The organism is Pseudobutyrivibrio sp. MD2005 (assembly GCF_000621865.1).
Lineage (GTDB): Bacteria > Bacillota > Clostridia > Lachnospirales > Lachnospiraceae > Pseudobutyrivibrio.
In genome coordinates this window covers 196,859-219,016 of record NZ_JHXE01000012.1, presented here as the reverse complement: position 1 = coordinate 219,016, position 22,158 = coordinate 196,859, and the positions used below count along the sequence as shown (strand labels likewise).

The window sequence follows — 22,158 nt, the reverse complement described above, 5'->3', positions numbered from 1 at the left end:
CTGGTGTATCAGCTGTCGACCAACGGCATAGCTGAGTAGCCAAGTCTGGACGGGATAAACGCTGAAGGCATCTAAGCGTGAAGCCCCCCTCAAGATGAGATATCCCCTTCCTTTAAGGAAATAAGATCCCTTATAGACGATAAGGTAGATAGGTTCAAGGTGTAAGTGTGGTAACACATTCAGCTGATGAATACTAATAGATCGAAGGTTTATTCTAAAAAGGAAATGTGTAGTTAGGATGTAATTCTGAAATTTACTGTATGAAGTTTTGAGGTTGCTATAAATTTTATAATTTATAAGCAAGCCAAAAGCTTGCTATTTTTCATAAATAGTAAATATGGGGGCGTAGCTCAGTTGGGAGAGCACCTGCCTTGCAAGCAGGGGGTCAAGAGTTCGAATCTCTCCGTCTCCACTCAATAGTTTTTGCTATTGTTTGTATTCCTCAATAGCTCAGTTGGTAGAGCACTCGGCTGTTAACCGAGTTGTCGTAGGTTCGAGTCCTACTTGGGGAGCTCAGTTTCAATTTTTTTGCCGATGTGGCTCAATTGGCAGAGCAGCTGATTTGTAATCAGCAGGTTATCGGTTCGAGTCCGATCATCGGCTTTTATATCGGGGTGTGGCTCAGTTTGGCTAGAGCACCTGGTTTGGGACCAGGGGGTCGCAGGTTCGAATCCTGTCACCCCGATTCATATGGCGAGATAGCTCAGTTGGCTAGAGCACACGGTTCATACCCGTGGTGTCGAGGGTTCGAATCCCCCTCTCGCTACTTAATGTGTGTGTGTAGCTCAGCTGGATAGAGCACTTGGCTACGGACCAAGGTGTCGGGAGTTCGAATCTTCTCACGCACGCTTATTTAAAAGAAAAAGAGATAGATTGCCTATCTCTTTTTTTTTCACCCACTTTAGTATAGTTTTTTCTTGACGTATAAAACAAACTGTCGTACAATCAGTTCAATTGAATAGCATCTTCAGGGCAGGGTGTGATTCCCTACCGGTGGTATAGCCCACGAGCCGCAAGGCATGATTCGGTGAGATTCCGAAGCCGACAGTATAGTCTGGATGAAAGAAGATATAATGTTTATCAGTGAAATTTTATGCTCTGGGATTATTATCTCAGGGCATTTTTATTTTACGGATGTAAATCATTTTGGTTTTATATAAACGCCAAAAGTATTTTTGCCTTGGAGAAATCCAAGGCTTTTTTATTATCTAGAAAATAGGAGGAATAATGGAACACAAAATATATATGGAGCAAGCTATAGAGCTAGCCAAAAAGGGAGAGGGATTTGTTAACCCTAATCCTATGGTTGGCGCTGTGATTGTTAAGGATGGAGCTGTTATTGGCGAAGGATATCATCAAAAATATGGCCAGTTGCATGCTGAACGAAATGCTATTAAGGACTGCATTTCTAAAGGTAATTCACCAAAAGGTGCAACGTTATATGTAACACTTGAACCTTGTTGCCATTATGGTAAAACGCCACCATGTACTGAAGCAATAATAGAAAATGGAATCACAAAAGTCGTTATAGGAACGCTAGATGTTAATCCAATCGTTGCTGGAAAAGGCGCACAAATACTCAGAGATAATGGAATAAGTGTTGAAGTTGGAATAATGGAAAAACAATGTAGGGCTTTAAATCGTGTTTTCAATAAATATATGAGCTCTAAAATGCCTTATGTTGTAATGAAATATGCAATGACAGCGGATGGAAAGATAGCAACAATATCAGGGGAATCAAAGTGGATAACAGGCGATAAAGCCAGGGAGAATGTTCATAGATTGAGAAAGCGACTATCAGGAATAATGGTTGGAGTTTCTACAGTTATTGTAGATGATCCTTCTTTGGACTGCAGACTGAATGAACCTGTAAATAATCCAGTAAGAATTATATGTGATTCGTATTTACGAACACCTTTAGACGCAAAAGTGGTTACCACTGCTAATGAGATATCCACAATTATAGCCACATCTTGTGAGGATAAAGAGAAGATTCAGGAGTTTGAAAAAAGAGGCTGCACAATCTTAAAAGTACCTCAAGGAAAAAAGGGGATAGACTTGAATATTCTCATGCAGAAGCTTGGGGAATGTAATATCGATAGCATTTTGTTAGAAGGAGGGGGAACAATAAACTACAGTGCTCTAGAAAGCAAAATAGTAGATGAAATTCATATACATATTGCTCCGAAAATATTCGGTGGCAATAGCAAGTCTCCAGTAGAGGGAATCGGGATAAGCGATATTACAGATGCAATAAAGCTTAAGCCGATAAGTACTTCTTGGGCTGGTGAGGATTTAATCATAGAAAATGAGGTGATTTACTGATGTTTACAGGCATTGTTGAAGAACTTGGAAATATAAATAGAGTAAGTCGTGGCAGCAAAAATCAGCGGATTTTCATTAACTGCAAAAAAGTATTAGAAGATATTCATCTTGGGGATAGTATCGCAGTTAATGGAGTGTGCTTAACAGTGGTCGATTATGGTCCAGATAGATTTGAGGCTGATGTGATGAACGAGACTTTTTTAAGATCGAGCCTTGGTTCATTAAAGAGTGGATGTATGGTGAATCTTGAAAGAGCAATGCCAGCAAATGGTCGCTTTGGAGGCCATATCGTAAGTGGCCATATCGATGGCACCGGAATAATAAAAAATATTCGTAAAGACGATAATGCAGTCTGGTTTGAAATAGGAGGGGATAAAGGGATTTTAGATGGAATAGTAGAAAAAGGTTCTATTGCAATCGATGGTATAAGTTTAACTGTGGCAGGAGTATCTAGACAAAGCTTTAAGGTTTCAATTATTCCACATACCTTAAAGGAAACTGTTTTAGGATATAAAAGAGTTGGAGATACTGTCAATCTGGAAAATGACGTAATTGGCAAATATGTAAAAAAGATATTAGGGAACAATACATCTTCATCAGAACTAACAAAAGAAATGCTTTTAGCTAATGGTTTTTAGAATACTAAAGAAAGGGAATAATGATGGAAAAAGAGTTAATTGAAAAGGCAATTGAAGATTTAAAAGAGGGAAAAGTTATCTTGGTAATGGATGATGAAGGCCGGGAAAATGAAGGCGATTTCATCTGTGCTGCTGAGTTTGCAACAACAGAAAACGTCAATCTTATGGCATCGGTTGGAAAAGGTCTTATATGTATGCCTATGAGTCAGGAGATATCAACAAAGCTGGCTTTGCCACCGATGGTTAGCCACAATACAGACAATCATGAAACCGCATTTACGGTATCGATTGATCATGTGGATACTACTACAGGAATTTCTGCGGCAGAAAGAGGTCTCACTGCTAGATGCACTGTTAGTGATGATGTAAATCCTTTAGATTTTAGAAGACCAGGGCATATGTTCCCATTGGTAGCCAAGGCTGGTGGTGTTATTGAGCGACCAGGACATACAGAAGCAACCGTTGATTTAATGAAGCTTGCAGGGCTAAAGGAATGCGGACTATGCTGCGAAATTATGGCTGAAGATGGAAGCATGATGAGAGGTGAAGCATTAAAAGAGCTAGCTAAAAATATGGGGATAACATTTATTACAATCCCTCAGCTGATTGAATATCGTAAGGTATACGACAAACTGGTGGAATGTGTTTCTATTGCAAATATGCCTACACGTTATGGGAATTTTAAAGCACATTGTTATATCAATAAAATCAATGGAGAGCATCATGTGGCTTTGGTAAAAGGAGATATTAGCGATGGGGAAAATGTTTTATGTCGAGTTCATTCAGAATGTCTGACTGGTGATGTATTCGGATCTATGCGATGTGATTGCGGACAGCAATTCGAAGCAGCGATGAAGGCAATAGAGAAGGAAGGCAGAGGCGTTTTGCTTTATATGAGACAGGAGGGAAGAGGAATCGGTCTTGTAAATAAGCTTAAAGCATACAAGCTTCAAGATGAAGGAATGGATACATTAGATGCAAATATTGCCTTGGGATTTCCTGGGGATATGAGAGAGTATTACACAGGAGCCCAGATTTTAAGAGACCTTGGAATACATTCTCTTGAATTACTAACAAATAATCCGGATAAAGTATATCAGTTGTCTGATTATGGAATGAATATAGCTAGGCGTGTACCGATTGAAATAGAAGCAAATATACATGATATCTTTTATTTAAAAACTAAGAAAAAAAGAATGGGACATTTATTAGAAGTTTAAAATTGCTCTAAGTGAGCTGAAATATAGGAGGATAAGAAAGATGAGAGTATATGAAGGAAAGTTAGTATCACAGGACATTAAGGTAGGAATTGTTGTTGCACGTTTTAATGAGTTTATTACATCAAAATTGTTGGGTGGTGCAATCGATGGATTGAAAAGAGAGAATGTAAAAGATGAAGATATTGAAGTGGCTTGGGTTCCAGGAGCTTTTGAAATACCTCTTATTGCAAAAAAGATGGCAGAGAGCAAAAAGTATGACGCTGTAATCTGCTTGGGAGCAGTAATTCGAGGAGCGACTTCACATTATGATTATGTTTGCTCTGAAGTGTCAAAGGGAGTAGCGAATGTAAGCTTAGGTGCTGACATACCCGTTATGTTTGGTGTACTTACAACTGATACAATTGAACAGGCGGTAGAGCGAGCAGGCACAAAGGCTGGAAATAAAGGCTTTGAATGTGCTCAGGGAGCTATTGAAATGGTAAATTTGATTCGTGAATTATCTTGATAAACAGGGCATAAACAGTTAGAATAATTAGGATTAGGTTAATATTAGTATTTGTAGGTGTATTATGAACGAAGATTATATGTTTGAAGACGAAGATAACATTGAGCAGGGGAGCTATAAAGCCCCTCAGTTTCAGTACCAGGAGCAACCACAGCCACAGCCTGAGGTAAATCAGCGCATTGGTTTGGCTGTATTTTCATTTGTATTTGGTGTATTATCTTTAATCTTTTTCTTATCAGGCATCAATTTAATAGGTGCTCTTATTTCTATAATATTAGGAATAATATTTATTGCTACACGTCGCCAAAAAAGGGGTAAGGTGTTTGCAATAACTGGTATCATTGCATCTGTTTTCAGTATAGCCATGTGCTTGTTTTCGTGGGCTTTTATTTTTAACAATGCTGATAATATAGCAGTACTAGCTGATGATAAAGAGGGTATGGAATTCTTCTACGATTATTATGGCATTGAAGAAAATCAAGAGGAATATAACATATTCGAAGAGCCAAAAGGGGATGATATGAAGAATTTGTTTGATGGCAACATCGATGAAGGCGAACATCCTGAAGTTGATTATGGCGATACACTTTAGTTTTGGTTAAAGGTGCCGCTTGTGGCATTTTTTAATAGTAAGAGAAGGGATATCTGACGAGAAAGGATATCCTCATAGAAAGGAATTACTTATATGTACAACAAGGTAGACGCAAGCCTGAACTTCGTTGAGAGAGAGAAGCAGGTACTAAAGTTCTGGGAAGAAAATGACATCTTCCAGAAGTCAATGGATTCAAGAAAAGAGGGAGAGACTTACACATTTTATGATGGTCCTCCAACAGCAAATGGTAAACCACACATCGGACACGTTGAGACACGTGCAATCAAGGATATGATTCCTAGATACCAGACAATGAAAGGTAAATTTGTACCTAGAAAAGCTGGTTGGGATACACACGGTCTTCCTGTAGAGCTAGAGGTTGAAAAGCTTCTTGGTCTTAACGGAAAAGAACAGATTGAAGAGTATGGTATGGAGCCTTTCATTAAGCAATGTAAGGAATCCGTATGGAAATACAAAGGTATGTGGGAGGATTTCTCTGGCACAGTAGGTTTCTGGGCTGATATGGATAATCCATATATCACATACGATGATAACTTTATTGAGTCTGAGTGGTGGGCACTTAAGACAATCTGGGACAAAAAGCTTCTTTATAAGGGATTCAAGATTGTTCCATATTGCCCACGTTGTGGTACACCTCTTTCTGCACAAGAGGTTGCTCAAGGATATAAGACAGTTAAGGAGCGTTCAGCAGTAGTTCGTTTCAAGATTAAGGGTGAGGATGCATATTTCCTTGCATGGACAACTACACCATGGACACTTCCATCTAACCTTGCGCTTTGCGTTAACCCTGATGAGACATATATTAAAGTAAAGGCTGCTGATGGATATACATACATCCTTGCAGAAGCACTTGCTGACAAGGTTCTTTCAAAGATAGCTACTGAAGAAGGTGTTAAGCCTTATGAAGTGCTAGAAACATACAAGGGAACAGACCTTGAATATAAAGAATATGAGCCACTTTTTGAGTGTGCTGGCGTAGCCGCTGAAAAGCAGCACAAAAAGGCTCATTTCGTAACTTGTGATACATACGTTACTATGTCAGATGGTACTGGTATCGTACACATTGCTCCTGCTTTCGGTGAGGACGATGCAAAGGTTGGTCGTAAGTACGAGCTTCCATTTGTTCAGTTTGTTGATGGCAAGGGTGAAATGACAGAAGAGACTCCATATGCTGGACTCTTTGTTAAAAAGGCAGATCCTGAGGTTCTTAAGGATCTTGATAAGGAAGGCAAGCTTTTCGATGCTCCTAAGTTCGAGCACGAATATCCACACTGCTGGAGATGCGATACACCACTTATCTACTACGCTAGAGAATCATGGTTCATCAAGATGACAGAAGTTAAGGATGACCTGATTAAGAATAACAACACTGTAAACTGGATTCCAGAGAACATCGGTAAGGGACGTTTCGGTGATTGGCTTGAGAATGTTCAGGACTGGGGTATCTCACGTAACCGTTATTGGGGAACTCCACTCAACATTTGGGAGTGTCCAGATTGTGGTAAGCAGATTTCAATCGGTAGCCGCAAGGAATTAGCAGAGCTTTCAGGCCGCGCTGATGCAGAGTCTATCGAGCTTCACCGTCCATACATCGATGAGGTTACATGCACATGTCCTGAGTGTAAGGGAACAATGAAGCGTGTACCAGAAGTTATCGACTGCTGGTTCGATTCAGGTGCGATGCCATTTGCTCAGCATCACTATCCATTCGAAAATAAGGAAGTATTTGAGCAGCAGTTCCCAGCTAAGTTTATTTCTGAGGCTGTTGACCAGACACGTGGTTGGTTCTATTCGTTGATGGCTGAATCAACATTATTATTCAACAAGGCTCCTTACGAGAACGTAATCGTACTTGGTCACGTTCAGGATGAGAATGGACAGAAGATGTCTAAGTCTAAGGGCAACGCTGTTGATCCATTCGATGCTCTTGAGAAGATGGGGGCAGATGCTATCAGATGGTACTTCTACACATCTTCAGCACCATGGATTCCAAAGAGATTTGGTGAGAATGCTGTTATGGAAGGCCAGAGAAAGTTCCTTGGAACACTTTGGAATACATACGCTTTCTATATTTTATATGCAAATATCGACGAGTTCGATCCTACAAAGTACGAGCTTGATTTCAGTAAGCTTGCAGTTATGGATAAGTGGATTCTTTCTCGTCTTAATTCAGCAATCAAGGCTGTTGATGATAATCTTTCAGCATACAAGATTCCAGAAGCAGCTAGAGCATTAGATGAATTTGTAGATGATTTATCTAACTGGTATGTTCGTCGTTGCCGTGATAGATTCTGGGCAAAGGGTATGGAGCAGGATAAGATTAACGCTTACATGACTCTTTACACATGCTTAAAGGATATTTCACTTGCTGCAGCGCCAATGATTCCATTTATGACAGAGGAAATCTACCAGAATATGGTTCGCTCAGTAGATAAGACAGCTCCAGAGTCAATTCATCTTTGCGACTTCCCAGCAGTTAATGAAGCATTCATTGACAAGAAGCTTGAGGAAGACATGGATGAGCTTCTTAAGATAGTAGTTCACGGACGTGCTTGCCGTAACACAGCACAGATTAAGAATAGACAGCCAATCGGTCAGATGTACATCAAGGCTGAGCACGAGCTTGATGACATGTATGTTTCAATCATCGAGGATGAGCTTAACGTTAAGAAGGCTACATTCACAGAAGATGTCTCAGCATTTACATCATACTCATTCAAGCCACAGCTTCGTACAGTAGGACCTAAGTATGGTAAGTTCCTTGGCGGTATTCAGAAGGCACTTGCATCACTTGATGGCAACGCAGCTTATGCAGAGCTTAAGGCAAATGGGGTATTAAAATTGCCTGAGGTTGACGCATCTATCGAGCTTGCAGAGGAGGATTTACTTATCTCTATGGCTCAGACAGAAGGCTTCGTAGCAGATGGAGACAACTACGTAACAGTAGTTCTCGATACAAATCTTTCAGAAGAACTTCTTGAGGAAGGCTTCGTAAGAGAAATCGTTTCAAAGATTCAGACAATGCGTAAGGAAGCAGACTTCGAAGTTATGGATCGCATCAGCGTAGCATACGCTGGCACACCAAAGGCTAACGAAATCTTCGCTAAGAACAAGGAAATCATCGCTGGTGAAGTTCTTGCAGATTCTATCGAAGAAGGCACAGCTGGTGAGCACTCTAAAGAATGGAACATCAACGGCGAAACAGTAACACTTGCTGTAACACGTCGTGGCTAGCCGTAACGAGCGAGAATAAGGAGGGGTAAGAGATATGAAGAGGCAGATGCCAAGCACTAAGGAAATTGAACGCGAGATAAAGAATCGTGTTAAGAACATGTTTAGAAAGGAATTTACTGAGGCTACTGAAGAGGAAATCTACAGGGCTTGTTCTGAAGTTGTTAATGAGGTTGTCATTGACAACTGGCTTAACACTCAGAAGGAATTCAATAAACAGGATCCAAAGTGCGTGTATTACATGTCGATGGAGTTCTTGATTGGAAGACTCCTAGGTAACAACATGATTAACATGCGTGGCTATACTGAGGTCATGGATGCATTAGACAATCTTGGAGTTGATATTAATGCTATTGAGGATCAGGAACCCGATCCAGCACTTGGAAATGGTGGTTTGGGAAGACTTGCAGCCTGCTTCTTAGATTCTCTTGCTACTTTGCGCTATCCTGCATATGGATGCGGTATCAGATATCACTACGGTATGTTTAAACAGAAAATCGTAGATGGATACCAGGAAGAGGTTCCTGATAACTGGCTACAGACACGCTATCCATTTGAGTTAGAGCGTCCAGAGTACGAGTTCGAAGTAAAATTTGGTGGTTGGGTGCGTTACGACGCTCAGCCAGATGGAACTACAAAATATATACATGAGGGATACAATTCTGTAATTGCTACTCCATACGATATGCCAGTTACTGGTTTTGACAATGGAATGGTAAATACTCTCATGATTTGGGATGCTAAGCCAAAGGAAGTGTTCCGCTTAGATTCATTTGAGCGCGGTGACTATAACAAAGCTGTTGAAGATATGAATCTGGCTCGCAACCTTACAGAGGTACTTTATCCAAATGATAATCATATTCAAGGTAAGGAGCTTAGATTAAAGCAGCAGTATTTCTTTGTATCTGCATCTTTGCAGCGTGCAATTGCTAAGTTTTTCCGTCATCACAGCGATATTAAGCAGCTTCCTGAAAAGGTTGTATTCCAGATGAATGATACTCATCCTACACTTACAGTTGCAGAGCTTATGCGTCTGCTTATGGATGAGCGCGGTCTCGGCTGGGATGAGGCATGGGATATTACAACTCACTGTGTTGCATACACCAACCACACAATCATGTCAGAAGCTCTTGAGAAATGGCCACAGGATATCTTCAAAAATCTTCTTCCACGTATTTACATGATAGTTGAAGAGATTAATCGTAGATTCTGTGAGGAGATTCGTGCTAAGTTCCCAGGTGATGATGCTAGAGTTGCTCGTATGGCAATCCTTGCAGATGGTCAGGTTAAGATGGCGCACATGGCTATAGCAGCTAGTTTCTCAGTAAACGGTGTTGCTGCTCTTCACACAGAAATCCTAAAGAATGTTTCTTTACATGATTTCTATGAGATGTATCCAGATAAGTTCAACAACAAGACTAACGGTATCACTCAGAGACGTTTCTTGATGCATGGTAATTACAAGCTTTCTGACTGGGTAATCTCAAAAATTGGTAGAGGCTGGATTACAGATTTATCTCAGATGCAAAAGCTTGAAAGATATATCAATGATCAGCGTTCTATTAAAGAATTTATGGAGATTAAGCTAGAGAACAAAAAGCGTCTGGCTAAATATATTTGGGAGCACAATGGCATCAATGTGGATCCTAATTCAATCTTCGATGTTCAGGTTAAGAGATTGCATGAGTATAAGAGACAGCTCTTAAATATTCTTCATGTAATGTACTTATACAATCAGATAAAAGAAAATCCTGAAATGGATTTCTATCCAACAACATTTATTTTTGGTGCAAAGGCATCAGCAGGCTACGAGAACGCTAAGCTTATCATCAAGCTTATTAATAACGTAGCTGCAGTTATCAACAATGATAAGTCCATTGATGACAAGCTTAAAGTTGTATTTATCGAGGATTATAGAGTATCTAATGCTGAGTGGATTTTTGCAGCAGCAGATGTATCTGAACAGATATCTACAGCTTCAAAAGAGGCATCTGGTACAGGTAACATGAAGTTCATGCTTAATGGTGCAGTTACAATTGGTACAATGGATGGCGCCAATGTTGAGATGTATCAGGAGCTAGGCGGCAAGAACATTTTTATCTTCGGAATGAGTTCAGATGAAGTAATTGCTCATGAGAAGAACAATGATTACAATCCTATGGATGTTATGAATTCAGATTACCGCATCCAAAAGGTTTTACAACAGCTTGTAAATGGCAATTATAGTATTGAAAACCCAGAATTGTTTAGACCACTTTACAATTCATTGCTGAACACCCAGTGTACAGCAAAGGCTGATACATATTTCGTGCTTAAGGATTTTGCTTCATATTGTGAGGCTCATGAGAAAATCCAGGAAGCATACAAGGATAGATTCAAATGGGGACAGATGGCACTTGAGAATGTTGCACATGTCGGAAAGTTCTCATCAGATAGAACTATTCAGGAATATGTAGATGATATCTGGCATTTAGACAAGCTGGATTTACATTAATTAGAAGTAAGGACTAAAAAATGAATCAGAATAATGCTAACAAAAGAAAGTATGTATCATGGATTTTTCTTCCATGTGTTATTGCTTTTGTATTACAGTTTATTGTTACAATAATAGTTATGGAAGGCGGTGCAGTTTATGCCTTAGGTACCTTTAAAGGTACAACATGGAATGAGCTTATGACTAAAGTTTATTCAACTATGCTTTCTGATACAGCTCAGAATTGTATATTCGTTGTGTACACGATTGTGGGCATTATTACATTTTTATGCATATTTCATTCTCTATTTATGAAAGGAAGGTCATATAGTCCAAAGGGCATTTCAAAGAGTGTGCCAGCTACAGTCGCTGGTATTATTGTATTCTGTATAGGAATACAATATGTAACTCTATTTTTAATGAGTGCTTTATCATCAGCTTTTCCTGACTGGCTACAAGAATATCAGGAGCTTATGGACACAGCAGGCATTGGTAATAAAATGACAGTTATGATGGCGGTATATGCATTAGTTTTAGGCCCTGTAATGGAAGAAATCATTTTCCGAGGCATCACATTATCTGCTGCTAAAAAGGTAATGTCATATTATATGGCCATTATAGTTCAGGCTATTTTGTTTGGTGCATATCATATGAATGCTCTTCAAAGCTGCTATGCATTTGTATTTGGACTTGGAATGGGATATATAATGCATATTTATGATAATCTTTTAGTTACAATCATAATTCATATAGTTTACAACGTTATTGGAACAATAGGTTCAGCATTCCTTCCAGTAGGAGGTAGCAATGTAATATCTTTCTTCTTCTGGGTATTGTTCTCATTGATTCTTACATATTTTGGAATTGTTCTTTTAAGAAAAGGTGCAGCGTCTGTTAAAGAAGATGACATTTATGTCGATATATAATTACACGGATGATATTCACTTTGACCAAGGAGGTATTTGCTTCCTTGGTCTTTTTGTTTTTGTAAACAAAAGTGATATGGAAAACGGACTTTCCCTTTATAAATGTAATTTTATTTATGGAGGAGGAAAGAACATGGTAATTCAAAACTCAGAGGTTTCCATGACCTCGAAAAGTAGCTATTCAGCTACAACAAAGGCAACCCATCAGGTTTCCACAACCCCAGTTGTAAGAATGGGAAATATTGTATTTAAACAACCGATGGAGGTTGGCACATCTGATGAAGACGGTGCAAAGACTGATGAGATTGCAGTAGGAAAGGATGGTGGTTTTCTTTCATCGCTTAATTATGCATTAGGAGAAAACGGTGAGATTCAGGAAGTAGGAGAGGATGGCACTGTTGAATCCATTGGTGCAGATAGGCAAACAAGACTTCAGGCATTACATTATCTTATTAGGATGCTTCTGATTGGAAAGATTTTGGGAGAAGATAAAAGCTTCAGTGATATGCTTAAAGATTTATTCGATACCAATGGAGGCTACATTACAACAATTAGTACTAGCTATGAAAGGACAGAGAGTCAAGAGCTATCATTTGCTTCGAAAGGTACGGCAATAACAGCCGATGGCAGGACATTAGAATTTGATTATGGATTTGAAATGTCGGAATCTTTCCATGAAGAGTATCATTCTGTTGAATCAATGTTTTCGAAGTTTGTTGACCCGCTTGTAATTAATCTAAAGGATTCGCCTACAAAGGTATCTAATCAAACCTTCTATTTTGATTTAGATATGGACGGTAAGAAGGATGAAATAAATAAGCTCGCGAATGGCAGTGGATTCCTGGCTTTAGACAGAAATGATGACGGTGAAATAAATGATGGAAGTGAATTGTTTGGTGCCAAAACAGGTGATGGATTTGGAGAACTAGCTGTATTTGATGAAGATGGCAATGGATGGATAGATGAAAATGATCCTATATTTGAAAAGTTGAGAGTATGGTCAATGAATGAAAGTGGTGAAATGGAGCTATACACATTAAATCAATCAGATGTGGGGGCAATTTATCTAGGCCGAGTGCCAACAGAATTTATTCATCATGATGATGAGCAAAGAGCAAGAGCGGCAATCAGAGAGTCTGGAATATTTCTTCATGAGTCAGATGGTCGCGCTGGCGGAGTGCAACACGTAGACTTCGCTACGTAATAAGCAATATAAAAGGCAAATCCGTTACGGTTACAAGCATTATAACTCTCAACTCAGAAACACGCTTCGTTTGAGAGCTACAATAGCTTGTTACCTACGGATTTGCCTTATTTTACTTTCACAAGTTTTACACTTATACGCTATCGTAATTCGGAATATCCAAATGAATTTACGATTGCGTCGATTGGAGTGCCGGCTTTACATAGAGGACACTCGTGAAGTGGATATGACTGATAATTTGGGATGTCTTCGTCATGGAAAACTGCGTTAATTTCGATATCTTCGATTTTTCTAACAGCGGAGAAGATAGCGCAGGCACCACTTATTTTGGCACCATAGTACTTAACACATTCAGCAAGGCTTTCAACTGTTCGGCCTGTGCTTAAAGATCCAAAAAGTAATAGTACATTTTTGTCTCTTACAGTTAGTTGCATGTTGTCACGGAAAATACTCTGTCCGTTAGGTGCAGGCTCTGGCGAAGTGACATATATAGTTTTGTGCTGATTGTAATTTGCAACGCCTGCTTTTGTGAGCTCCTGAGCAAGAAATGTGCCAACTACTTCCATGCCATCTGCGCAAACGATGGTGTCCACAGGTGTTGAAACAGAGTAGTGCATAGCAAGAAGCTGAGCAACTCCGGCGGCCTCATTACATCTGGTTTTCATTGTTCCGATTTCCATATAATTGGTAATATGGGAATGATTGGTAGCAAAATGACCTGGAATGATTTTTAATGCCACATCTGAATTAAGTGGAGCAGGAATTTTAGTATAGTCTTTTAACATGTTTACCCCTTTCTATAACCCCATAATTTTTTTCTTATTACAATACATATAATATCATATTTAATAAGCAATTATCAGACTAAAATTGTGTATTATTTGAAAATAAATAGATGTATGTGGAATTCACAGAATAGTCACTGAATGATGTTTATTTCCTCATGAAATTTGTGCTAAATTTAAAATTAGCTTATATAGTAAAAGTATATATGTATCAATTGGAGGGAAAGTATGGCAAAGAATCAAACCAAACAAAAGCACATTAGTACTCAGCTTGCAGTGGTAATGGTTCCTTTGATGATTGGAGCTATCGCAATTTTAACAATTCTTTTAGCTGTACAGGCTAGAAATGTCATTGTGGACGAGGCTACTGAAGGATTACATCAGGAATCAAGAGCTAATGCCGCTGATATTTCGCAGTCCATTGAAGGCATGACAAAGTATTATGATGGTGTGGCTGATGTGATTGAGAAATCTTATTATGAAGATGGAAATCAGATTAATGAGGTTTTGATTGAATCTCTAAACGAGTATCCAGGAGTTGTTACAGATGCATATATCGCAATCGGAAGAACAGAATTCTACGATGGTAGTGGATGGTTCCCTGATTTAAGTGAGTATGATGCAACAACAAGAGGTTGGTATCAGAATGGTGATGGCAATTCTGAAATAGTACTTGGCGCACCTTCGCTTGATTTAACTACAGGTGCAATGGTAGTTTGTGGTTCCAGATCAGTAAATTTAATTGATGGACGTAAGGGCGTTATGTCAACAGATATTGCCCTTGCAGGTATTTCACAGATGGTAAGTGAATATACTCCAGGCGAAACTGGTTCTAGTATGCTTGTTCAGGGCTCACAAATTATTGGTGATGTAAATGCAGATTATGTTGGAACAGATGCCTCAGAACACACAGACGATAAATTTCTCCAGAGTCTCCAAAGTGTTGTATCAGCAGGCGGAAGCAGTGATGTTGAAACAATCAAAGGAAACGATGGAAAGAAGTACTTCGTTTCATTTGACAATGTAGAAGGAACAGAGTGGACACTTATTTCTTATGTTGCACAGGATGATGTGTTAGCTCCACTAACAAAATTTGTAATTGTCAGTGTGATTATAGCAGTTGTAATGTTGATTGTTATGTCTATTATATTCTTACAACTTGTTAATGGTTTGATAGCTAAGCCTGTTAAGGGACTTACTGAAAATATTACAAGAATTGCAAATGGTGACTTTACAGTTGAGATTCCAGAAGGTGGCGGAAATGAAATTGGCACTATGAACAACAATATGCATGATTATGTAGGCCAGATGAGAAATACACTGACAGAAATTAAAAATATGACAGAGCAGCTTGCTGCAGAGGCTACAAATAGTAAGACAGTATCTGGTGATTTGAATGAGCGTGCAGATGAGCAGGCACATGCAATGCAGCAGATTCAGCTTACAATGGATGATATGGCAAGTGCTGTAGGCGATTTGGCAGAGAATGCAACAAATCTTGCTCAGCAGGTAAGCGATTTGACACAGCAGTCAGAGACAACAAAAGAGACAATGGACGGTCTTGTTTCTACAGCAAGAGAAGGTCAGAGAGATATGCAGGCTGTACAGTCAGGTATGACAAGCGTTGCTCAGTCTATGCGTGAAATGAATGACGTTGTAAATACAGTTGATGAGTCTGCTAAGCAGATTGACTCAATTGTTGATATGATTAACTCTATTTCTAGCCAGACAAACCTCCTTTCATTAAATGCTTCTATCGAGGCTGCTCGCGCAGGCGAGGCAGGTCGAGGATTTGCAGTTGTTGCTGATGAGATTGGTGCTTTGGCACAGAACTCAGCTGAGAGTACACAGCAGATTTCTGAAATTATTAAGGAAATCACAGCACAGATTGCAGAGCTTTCAGCTAAGGCTGAGGCAAATGTCGAAGAAATCAACACTAGCATGGATTCGGTAAATCAGGCTGGCGAAACATTTGAGAAGATTTTCAAGAGTCTCGACGAAGCAAGTGCTACAGTTGGTGATATGATTGATAAGATTGGCAGTGTTGATGAGATTGCTACATCTATGGCTGCTATTTCTGAAGAGCAATCAGCTAGTACTGAAGAGGTTAGTGCTACAGCATCATCTCTTGCAGAAGGCGCTGAGCAGGTTGCAGCTAACTCACGTGGTGTTGATAGCAGTGCAACAGTAGTATCTGAGTCTTCAGTTAAGATTGAAGATTTGATTAACATATTCCAGGTATAATACTCTTCTAAGTGATATTTCAAAGTTGCCCTGTAAAGGTTATAATACCTAACAGGGCAACTTTTTGCGTTATTGGAATTACATATTTTGGGAGAGATAGAATGACTAAAGAAAACATTAAAGCAGTACTTTTTGATTTAGATGGAACACTTACTGATACAGAAAAATTCTATCAAAAGGCCTGGCCAGAAACACTAGCTCATTTTGGATATGAAATGTCTGAAGAGAAGCCACTTATGCTTAGATCCTTGGGGCGACCATTTGCTATTGAACAGTTTAAGGAATGGTACGGTCCTGAATTTGATTATTGGGCAGTGCGCGAGTACAGAAAAAAGATGGTAGAGGATATTTTACGCCAGCAGGGTATTCCGCTTAAGCCTGGAGCAAAAGAAACATTGGCTTGGCTTAGAGAGCACAATATCTTTATTTCTCTGGTAACTGCTAATGATAAAGAAAGAGCAGAAAGATATCTTAAAAAGCTGGGATTATACGATTATTTTAATGCGGTCGTCTGCGCTGATATGGTAGAGATGGGCAAACCAGCACCAGATATATATGCATTTGCCTGCAAGGAGCTTAATATTCCGCCAGAGAATACAATTGCGGTAGAAGATTCTCCAAATGGATGTATGAGCGCCTATAGGGCAGGCTGTAACGTTATTATGATTCCAGATTTAACAGAACCTGACGAACGGTTGAGTAAGATATTATATAAGCGTCTTGATTGCTTGCAAGACATATGTAGATTATTTGAATAGATGATAAAAGTTACTATTCACCGTAATCCCATTCTGGCCCCGCCTACCCAGCCGCCGTCAGCTTGGCACATGAGGGGATGATTTTGCGAATATTGCAGTTTTTCTTATGGACCAAATTTATGCATTGCACATGTGTCTTGTTGCGGAATGAACCATTTTGAAAAATGTTTTTTAGGTGGCGGACACTTTAGTTTTTTATGTACTTCTCAGGCTGAGGGGACTTGGTTTCATATTCCGTTTGCTAAGTAACATGACAAAGCAGGTTTTGCATATCTAGTTACCGTGGCACATTCAACATCGTGTTTTAAGTGACCACTTGCGCTGCCGTCCTTGGCAGCGCATGCTTATATATTGCAAAACCTGCTTTTATGTTACTAAGCTCGCTCCAAAATCAACCAAGTCCCCCGCAGTCTAAGAAGTACACTTTACACTGGGTTGTGTGTCCGCCAACCAAAAACCTTTTTCAAAATTGTACAGGCCTGCAAAAGACACATGTAAATAAAGATGCATAAATGGTCCATTAGAAAAACGCAATATTCTTGCAATGTCCCCTCATGTGCCAAGCTGACGGCGGCTGGGTAGGCGGGGCTTTAAAAAACGGTGAATAGTGATGTCCAATGGGGCCGCTAATTTTCTGAACATTTTGTGAGTTTATTGATAATTAGATTTTGACGCAATATACTATAAATGAGGTTGTTTAACTATCATTAAAGGTATAAGACATGAATAAACTCTATAGCTTTATTTTAATATTTGCTGTGTGCTTTGGAGCCATAGGGTGTACTGCGGCCAACACAGAAGAAAAATATAATAATCCTGAAATGACAATCAGTGAATTCGTGGCGCTTACAGATATACAGGACGGTCGGCCTAATATTTACTTGATTACAAAGGTTGTTAATAGTGAATATTGGCAAACCGTAGTAGAAGGCGCAAAGGATGCTGGAAAAGATTTAGGATGTAATGTGTATTATGCAGGGACTAGCAATGATACATATTGGGAAGGGCAGATAGAGCTTTTAGATGAGGCAGTAGCGAATGGAGCTGATGCAATTATATTAGCTCCTAATGATTCGACGGAAATGGTCCCTAAAATAGAAGAAATACACAATATGGGAATTCCTGTGGTCTTGGTTGATACGGTAATCAACTCAGAAGAGTTTGATATTTGTTATATGACTGAAAATTATCTGGCAGGACAGCAGGCAGCTGAGGAGATGATAAGGCAGCTAAAAAATGCAGGGCATAATGAGGATGATACAGTCGAGGTTGGCATATTAGTTGGGGCTGCATCAACCCAAACAATAACAGAAAGGCTTTCGGGATTCTTTCAATATTGGTCGGAAAATGCATCTACAAGCTGGATGATTAACACAGAAATCATGAATTGCAATGGCGATGTGGCAAGTGGTGAAGAAATTGTGGGAAATTTCTTGACAAAAAATAAGGATATTGCTGGCTTGTATGCTACAAATAATACTCCTACCAGGGCAGTATCAAAAGTAGTATATGACTCTGGATATAAGAATATAGTCGTCGTTGGCTTTGATTATTCAGATGAGATTAAATCATTAATTGGGGATTCCGGGTATATAGCTTCAACAATCTTACAAAGGCAATATGAAATGAGCTATCGAGGCGTTCAGTCTGCAATAGATATCATAAATGGGAAGGATATAGTAGGGAAATTTGTAGACACAGGTGTAATGATAGTTAATAGCGAAAGTATGCAAGATTCATCTGTTGCAGAAATGCTAAAACAATATTGAGGGCTAAGTAAATGCGAATGGATAGAGTTGGGCCGAAAAGAAGAGGAAAATCGCTCTTCATCATATTGGGATTATGTCTGATAGTATTTATTGTAGCTATTTCTTTGTTTATAGCTTCATTTAACAAGCTGATGTCAACTCATGACCAAAATCTTTCAGATGAAATCTGCACTATTATGACTGAAAAGATGAATATTGCCATAGATTCAATGAATACAACAACTCAGGGAGTTGCAACAGTACTATCGATACAAGACTATCGCAATGCAGAAGAGGCATATAATAGCTTAAATATAGATTCTATTGAAAAGGATCAGTTTTTGAGCATTGGAATAATTGATGCTGATAAGAATATATATGCCACAGATGCTGAAAAAAGAGAGTTTGATAAGTGGAATCTTATGGCAACTGCAGAATTAGCTGATCCTGTATCTATGTCCGTACCATATCGTTCAATGTTGTGTGGACAGCCAGTGGTTACAATGTTCTCAAAGTTTACGTATGGTAATAATGAAAAGGGTTGGGTGTTTATCACACATCGTTTTAGGGATTTAGAAGAAATTGCATATACTGATTCAATGGACAAAGATATAGATGTGGAATTGTTAAATTCACAATCTCTTAATTCGATTATTTGCGTTTCCAGTGACGAAAATGCGGTAGGCAGATGGAATAATGAATACTTAGTGAAGGAGTCGTTAGATGATCCAGCAGGAAAGCAGTTTAATAAATGGCTTGAATCTATTAAGAATGGTGAAAGCAATAATTCAATCTCTTACTATTACAATGGCGTGCATTACACCCAATCGTCTACTAAAATAGCGACAATGCCAGGCTGGTATCTCATTGTCCGAATTCCTAGCAGCAAATTGTCAGATGCAATGGGACATTTTAGAAATTATGTACTTAATTTTGTAATTATATTATTGATAATAGTAATAATACTGGTTATTTCTATGTATCAATTAAATAGAAGAGAGAACCAGTTATTAGAAGAAATATCAGAGCACGATACATTAACAGGTCTATTTAATAGAAGAGCATTTCAATTATTTGCCAAGGATAGGATTACAAAAGGACGAAATACAGCTCTTGTATTTATTGATGTTGATCATTTCAAAATAGTAAATGATACATTAGGCCATGACGCAGGTGATGATCTTCTAATAAAATTTACGGATATTCTAACTGATTGCTTAGGAAACGATAGTGTAATCTTTAGATTTGGAGGAGATGAATTTATTGCCCTTATCGATATGGAGTCGGAAGAGGTGGTAAATACTAAAATGCTAAAGGCATTGAAAGAAGTTCATGGTATAAAATTGAATTCGACTGTGGTATTTGATGAGGAAATGAGCTTTAGTGCGGGTATTGCTAGATTTCCTTTAGATGCGGAAAATTTAGAGGAGTTAATAAAATGTGCCGATGAGGCTCTCTACCAAATTAAAGAAAATGGTAGAGATGGCTTTTGCTGGTATAAAAATATCCAGAACAAATAGCTTGCCTCATCAAGCAACAATATTATTTGTTTGCCTTGTCGTCCCAGACAGGAACATCAATTCCAACAACTTTAGATGTAAATGGAGTCCCATCAGCCTTTTCGAAGTGCTCTTGGGCTCTTTTTACGTACTTAAATCCAATGTAGAGAAGTGGAATGTTGCAGTATGCAATCAAAATATTGGCAAAATCAGATAAATCCCAAAGGGCACCTAAATCCATTCCAACAATTGATGTAAGCATACCAAAACAGATAACAGCAATATCAATTACACGAATAACATTGATAAATACAGCGCTTTTGCTAATTCGGTTTGCACAGATTTCAGAGAATGACATGAAACCTAATAAGCATGTAAAAGCAAAAAGTCCGAAGCAAAGTGATACTAAAAGAGTAACAAAGCTGTTAAATGCAGTACCAGGAGTAAGTTCTGCGACTGATGCAAGATATTTTGGCAACTTTCCTAATTCAAACCAAGCAGCACCGTCATCTGTAAGCCAAACTCTTCCCATGATTACAACAAAAGCAGTAAGAGTACAAATTACTATTGTGTCTAAGAATACACCAATGGCCTGAACACAACCCTGGTCACAAGGATGTGCTGCATCTGATGCTGCGGCAGGCATTGTAATTGTACCTTGACCAGCCTCATTAGACATAAGACCTCTTTTTACACCTTGCATCAAAGCGATACCAAATGCGCCGCCGAAGACAGCCTCTGGCTTAAAGGCTTCAGTGAATACTGCATAGAAGAACCATGGTATTCTTGGGATGTTAATAAGGATAAGAATTAATACTGTAAGTACATATACAATCGCCATGATTGGAACAAGCACATCTGTTACTTTTGAAATCTTTCTTGTTCCACCAAATGAAACAGCGCATGTTGCTATAATTACAATTACAAATCCAATCCAATAAATAGCGTGAGTCGTGGGCAATTCTGTGCCGCTAATAATGCTGGCAATCTGTCCCATAGCTGAAACTGTATTGAAGCCCTGAGCTGGGAAACATAAAATGGCGTAGATTATGTACATTAATGAAAGAATAATACCAACAATAGCAGAGTTCTTAATAAGTCTTCTGCCGTAAAAAGCCATACCACCGATATATTCATCGTTTTTCTTTTCTTTAAATATCTGAGAAAGAGTTGATTCTACAAAAGCAGTAGACATACCAAAGAATGCAGATATCCACATCCAAAGTAGTGCGCCAGGACCACCTACTGAAACGGCGCCAGTAACACCTAGAATGTTACCAGGACCTACACGCATGGCAGTTGATAAGAAAAATGAGGCAAGTGGTGAGATTCCAGTCTTGGCCTTGCTGTTTTTCAGTACGCTAATACCATGTTTGAATTTTCTTACCTGAATAAACTTAAGTCGGATAGAGAAATAGATACCGGATCCGATGAGAAGAATGATAGCAAGTGAAAAATTACCTAAGATAGGAATATTTGCATACCATTCAAAATTTGTAGGAAAATCCCAGAATAGATCTGAGACGACCTGAATTTTACCGCACACTGCAGTAATGAAAGCTAATAAACTTTCCATGATTATCCTCCTAAAGATAGTTGCTTGTTGAAGATTTTGAAAATCTATCAGCAAGTATTTTATCACTTCTGAAGGAGTTTTTGGATATTTTATATGTAAAGGAATAATAAATTGTATTTTTAGAAGGATGTAGCTAAGCTACATCCTTCTTGAGTTTATAGCTACAATCAAAGCTTGCATTGTTTGTTTACAAATCTGTATAATTGAAGCAGTTTGAAAAGATAGGAGTTATTAAATGAATTTTCCAAAGGATCCAGTGATGCTATTATCAGTAGTCAACACTGCATTACGCGATTATTATAGTAGCTTTAATGCGCTGGTTGAAGATAACGAAGTAGATGGGGATGCAATCATTGAAAAGCTTGCAATGATTGATTACCATTACGATGCAGAAAAAAATAGATTTAGGTAGA

The 22,158-nt window shown here is 38.8% G+C and carries 16 protein-coding genes, 6 tRNA genes, 1 rRNA gene and 1 riboswitch; of the genes, 21 read left to right on the top strand and 2 right to left on the bottom strand.

What is annotated here, in order from left to right:
* The 16 genes from T498_RS0104940 to T498_RS16130 all read left to right on the top strand — a co-directional run.
* Positions 1-217 (top strand): 23S ribosomal RNA (locus T498_RS0104940); the annotation flags it as partial.
* A gap of 122 nt (positions 218-339) precedes the next feature.
* A tRNA-Ala gene (locus tag T498_RS0104935) sits at positions 340-412 on the top strand.
* Between the two features lie 27 nt (positions 413-439).
* Positions 440-512, top strand: a tRNA-Asn gene (locus tag T498_RS0104930).
* Positions 513-530: 18 nt separating this feature from the next.
* Positions 531-603 (top strand) — tRNA-Thr (locus T498_RS0104925).
* Between the two features lie 7 nt (positions 604-610).
* Positions 611-685, top strand: a tRNA-Pro gene (locus T498_RS0104920).
* 7 nt (positions 686-692) lie between these two features.
* A tRNA-Met gene (locus T498_RS0104915) sits at positions 693-766 on the top strand.
* A gap of 8 nt (positions 767-774) precedes the next feature.
* Positions 775-848: transfer RNA gene (locus tag T498_RS0104910), tRNA-Arg, on the top strand.
* 111 nt (positions 849-959) lie between these two features.
* Positions 960-1,074: riboswitch (FMN riboswitch) on the top strand.
* A gap of 153 nt (positions 1,075-1,227) precedes the next feature.
* A complete protein-coding gene (gene ribD / locus T498_RS0104905) occupies positions 1,228-2,325 on the top strand; it encodes a bifunctional diaminohydroxyphosphoribosylaminopyrimidine deaminase/5-amino-6-(5-phosphoribosylamino)uracil reductase RibD (RefSeq protein WP_028234962.1) in 1,098 nt (365 codons plus the stop codon).
* Entirely contained in the window at positions 2,325-2,963 is a 639-nt protein-coding gene (gene ribE / locus T498_RS0104900; protein WP_028234961.1) for a riboflavin synthase, read from the top strand. The genes ribD and ribE overlap by 1 nt, the downstream gene beginning before the upstream one ends.
* 20 nt (positions 2,964-2,983) lie before the next feature.
* Entirely contained in the window at positions 2,984-4,183 is a 1,200-nt protein-coding gene (locus T498_RS0104895) for a bifunctional 3,4-dihydroxy-2-butanone-4-phosphate synthase/GTP cyclohydrolase II (protein WP_197019914.1), read from the top strand.
* Positions 4,184-4,223: 40 nt separating this feature from the next.
* Complete coding sequence (gene ribH / locus T498_RS0104890; RefSeq protein ID WP_028234959.1) at positions 4,224-4,688, top strand: 6,7-dimethyl-8-ribityllumazine synthase; 465 nt, start codon at positions 4,224-4,226, stop codon at positions 4,686-4,688.
* Between the two features lie 64 nt (positions 4,689-4,752).
* Positions 4,753-5,280 carry a DUF4190 domain-containing protein gene (locus T498_RS0104885; protein WP_028234958.1) on the top strand — a complete coding sequence of 176 codons (528 nt, stop codon included), beginning with the start codon at positions 4,753-4,755 and terminating at the stop codon, positions 5,278-5,280.
* 93 nt (positions 5,281-5,373) lie between these two features.
* Positions 5,374-8,535, top strand: a complete 3,162-nt coding sequence (gene ileS / locus T498_RS0104880) for an isoleucine--tRNA ligase (protein WP_028234957.1) — start codon at positions 5,374-5,376, stop codon at positions 8,533-8,535.
* A gap of 34 nt (positions 8,536-8,569) precedes the next feature.
* Positions 8,570-11,026, top strand: a complete 2,457-nt coding sequence (locus T498_RS0104875; protein WP_028234956.1) for a glycogen/starch/alpha-glucan phosphorylase — start codon at positions 8,570-8,572, stop codon at positions 11,024-11,026.
* Positions 11,027-11,046: 20 nt separating this feature from the next.
* Entirely contained in the window at positions 11,047-11,931 is an 885-nt protein-coding gene (locus T498_RS0104870; protein WP_028234955.1) for a CPBP family intramembrane glutamic endopeptidase, read from the top strand.
* A gap of 133 nt (positions 11,932-12,064) precedes the next feature.
* Positions 12,065-13,135 (top strand): hypothetical protein, encoded by a 1,071-nt coding sequence (locus tag T498_RS16130; RefSeq protein ID WP_155951015.1) that lies wholly within the window; start codon positions 12,065-12,067, stop codon positions 13,133-13,135.
* A 140-nt stretch (positions 13,136-13,275) separates the two neighbouring features.
* Here T498_RS16130 and T498_RS0104860 read toward each other — a convergent pair whose 3' ends face one another.
* Positions 13,276-13,920, bottom strand: coding sequence for a phosphoribosyltransferase (locus T498_RS0104860; RefSeq protein ID WP_028234954.1), 645 nt, complete (start codon positions 13,918-13,920; stop codon positions 13,276-13,278).
* Positions 13,921-14,148: 228 nt separating this feature from the next.
* Between T498_RS0104860 and T498_RS14900 the strand changes: the two genes are divergently transcribed.
* The 4 genes from T498_RS14900 to T498_RS16125 all read left to right on the top strand — a co-directional run bounded on the left by T498_RS14900 (position 14,149) and on the right by T498_RS16125 (position 20,190).
* Positions 14,149-16,164, top strand: coding sequence for a methyl-accepting chemotaxis protein (locus T498_RS14900; protein WP_051524599.1), 2,016 nt, complete (start codon positions 14,149-14,151; stop codon positions 16,162-16,164).
* A 101-nt stretch (positions 16,165-16,265) separates the two neighbouring features.
* A complete protein-coding gene (locus T498_RS0104850; RefSeq protein WP_036977799.1) occupies positions 16,266-16,922 on the top strand; it encodes an HAD family hydrolase in 657 nt (218 codons plus the stop codon).
* A gap of 722 nt (positions 16,923-17,644) precedes the next feature.
* Positions 17,645-18,691 carry an ABC transporter substrate-binding protein gene (locus tag T498_RS0104845; protein WP_028234952.1) on the top strand — a complete coding sequence of 349 codons (1,047 nt, stop codon included), beginning with the start codon at positions 17,645-17,647 and terminating at the stop codon, positions 18,689-18,691.
* 11 nt (positions 18,692-18,702) lie between these two features.
* Positions 18,703-20,190 carry a GGDEF domain-containing protein gene (locus T498_RS16125; protein ID WP_028234951.1) on the top strand — a complete coding sequence of 496 codons (1,488 nt, stop codon included), beginning with the start codon at positions 18,703-18,705 and terminating at the stop codon, positions 20,188-20,190.
* A gap of 22 nt (positions 20,191-20,212) precedes the next feature.
* Here the strand turns inward: T498_RS16125 and T498_RS0104835 are convergent, their stop codons facing one another.
* Positions 20,213-21,745 carry an alanine/glycine:cation symporter family protein gene (locus T498_RS0104835; RefSeq protein ID WP_028234950.1) on the bottom strand — a complete coding sequence of 511 codons (1,533 nt, stop codon included), beginning with the start codon at positions 21,743-21,745 and terminating at the stop codon, positions 20,213-20,215.
* Between the two features lie 235 nt (positions 21,746-21,980).
* Between T498_RS0104835 and T498_RS0104830 the strand changes: the two genes are divergently transcribed.
* On the top strand, positions 21,981-22,157 hold the full coding sequence (locus T498_RS0104830; RefSeq protein ID WP_028234949.1) for a DUF4250 domain-containing protein: 177 nt from the start codon (positions 21,981-21,983) through the stop codon (positions 22,155-22,157).
* Position 22,158: the final 1 nt, after the last annotated feature.